The organism is Phenylobacterium sp., from assembly GCF_031181185.1.
In the GTDB taxonomy this organism is placed as follows: Bacteria; Pseudomonadota; Alphaproteobacteria; order Caulobacterales; family Caulobacteraceae; genus Phenylobacterium.
The window spans coordinates 1-1,736 of record NZ_JAPSKZ010000328.1 but is presented as its reverse complement, the minus strand read 5'-3'; the positions used below and the strand labels follow the sequence as shown (position 1 = coordinate 1,736).

The 1,736-nt window shown below is 67.5% G+C and carries 3 protein-coding genes; 1 reads left to right on the top strand and 2 read right to left on the bottom strand.

All coding sequences use genetic code 11. The features are described 5' to 3' along the window. On the bottom strand, positions 1 to 805 hold an 805-nt coding region (locus tag RIF93_RS20545), incomplete at its 3' end, for a transglycosylase domain-containing protein (protein ID WP_309093297.1). 300 nt (positions 806 to 1,105) lie between these two features. Between RIF93_RS20545 and RIF93_RS20540 the strand changes: the two genes are divergently transcribed. Beyond that, positions 1,106 to 1,447 (top strand): hypothetical protein, encoded by a 342-nt coding sequence (locus RIF93_RS20540; RefSeq protein WP_309093296.1) that lies wholly within the window; start codon positions 1,106 to 1,108, stop codon positions 1,445 to 1,447. A gap of 71 nt (positions 1,448 to 1,518) precedes the next feature. Here RIF93_RS20540 and RIF93_RS20535 read toward each other — a convergent pair. Next, the coding region (locus RIF93_RS20535) for a hypothetical protein (protein ID WP_309093295.1) at positions 1,519 to 1,736 on the bottom strand (218 nt) is incomplete at its 5' end.

The following is a 1,736-nucleotide window of genomic DNA, read 5'->3' as shown; positions in this document are numbered from 1 at the left end:
TCACGCGCACCTTGGTTCGGAAGGCGGCCTCTCGCTCCTGAGGCGTGATGAACTTCGCCTCGACCATCTCGTCCAGCACGATGGTCGCGCGCCGCGCCGCGCGGTCGGTGGCCGAAACCGGCGAATAGCGCGACGGGCCCTTCATCATGCCGGCCAGCAGGGCGGCCTCGCCCAGCGTCAGGCGTTCGGCGGGTTTGCCGAAATAGCGCTGGGAGGCGGCCTCGATGCCGTAGGCGCCGGCGCCGAAATAGACTCGGTTCAGATAGAGCTCGAGGATCTGCTTCTTCGAGAACCGCGCCTCCAGCCACATGGCCAGGATGAGCTCCTGAGCCTTGCGCCGGTAGTTCTGGCTGGGCGTCAGGAAGAGGTTGCGCGCCAACTGCTGGGTGATGGTCGAGCCGCCGCGCAACGGGCCGCTCTCCCGGCGCATGTTGTAGATCTGGCTGCGGATGATGCCCCACGGGTTGAACCCGAAGTGCCAGTAGTACCAGCGGTCCTCGACGGCGATGAACGCCTGCGGCACGTGCTTGGGCAGGCGGTCCAGGTCCACGGGCGGCGCGTACTGGCTGCCGCGGACGGCCACCAGGCCGCCGGACCGGTCCAAGTATGACACCGACGGCTGGCGCTTGACGTCGTAGAGGCTGGAGGTGTCCGGCAGGTCGACCGCGAACACGGCGAAGAAGGCGACCAGGAAGATCAGGCCCCAGACGCCCAGCACCAGCACCCAGTAGATCAGCGCCTGCAGGGGTGAGCGCTTCTGGCGGGGCGGCCGGGATCCTTGGCCGCCCTGTCCCGCATTGGCCATATGTGCGTCGTCCTAGCGTTCGCAGCCGCCCCCGGCTGGGGTCCAATATCTCAGGCCGACGGAACGCCAAACAAGATTGACGAGATATGAACGTCGCAGACGGACCGGCCCAGCTCTGCATTCCCGCATAGCGACGTTGCGCAAATAGCGGTTGCACCCGCGATCTTAACACCGTTATCTTTACGTTGCTCAGTTCGTCGTGCGCCGCAGGTGGGGATACCTGCGGCGGTCCCACGCGGCGGAAGGGGCCGGCGCCTCGAGCAGGGCGCCGCCACTCCCCGAAACGCTGGAGGGCTCTCGATGAAGCTCCGTACCTTTGCGGCCGCCTGCGCCGCCCTGACCACCCTGGCCGCCGGCCAAGCCTTCGCCGCCGACGCCGTGACCGCGAAGCTGCAAGCTCCGGTCGCCGAAAAGACCAAGTTCATCGCCGGCGGCGCGATGTTCGTCTGCGAAGGCGACGCCTGCGTGGCGGCGGCCCCGACGTCGCAGACCTTCGCCACCGCCACCTGCAAGACCATCGCTTCGAAGGTCGGCGCGGTCTCGTCGTTCGCCGGCCGCAAGGCCCTGGACGACGCCAAGCTGGCCGACTGCAACGCCAAGGCCGTCGCCAAGACGGACGGCACGCAGCTCGCGAAGCAGTAAGACTCCCAGCAGCTCTCTCTAGTCGAGCTCTGTTGACCCTGGCCCCGCCGGCAAGCCGGCGGGGCTTTTCTTTACTGGAAGATCCAGTCCGAGGCGCCGAGCTGGGACGGGGCGACCTTCTCCACCTGGAAAACGTAGTTGGGCCACTGCTGGGCCGTGCCGGCCGCATCACGGTCGAACAGCACCTTGGTCCCGCCGGCGCCGTCGTCGATCAGCTTCAGGTAGCCGGCCCCGAAGGGATCGGTCCCGGTGTAGCCGATGGCGTCCAGCATCCCGCGGATGTCGATCT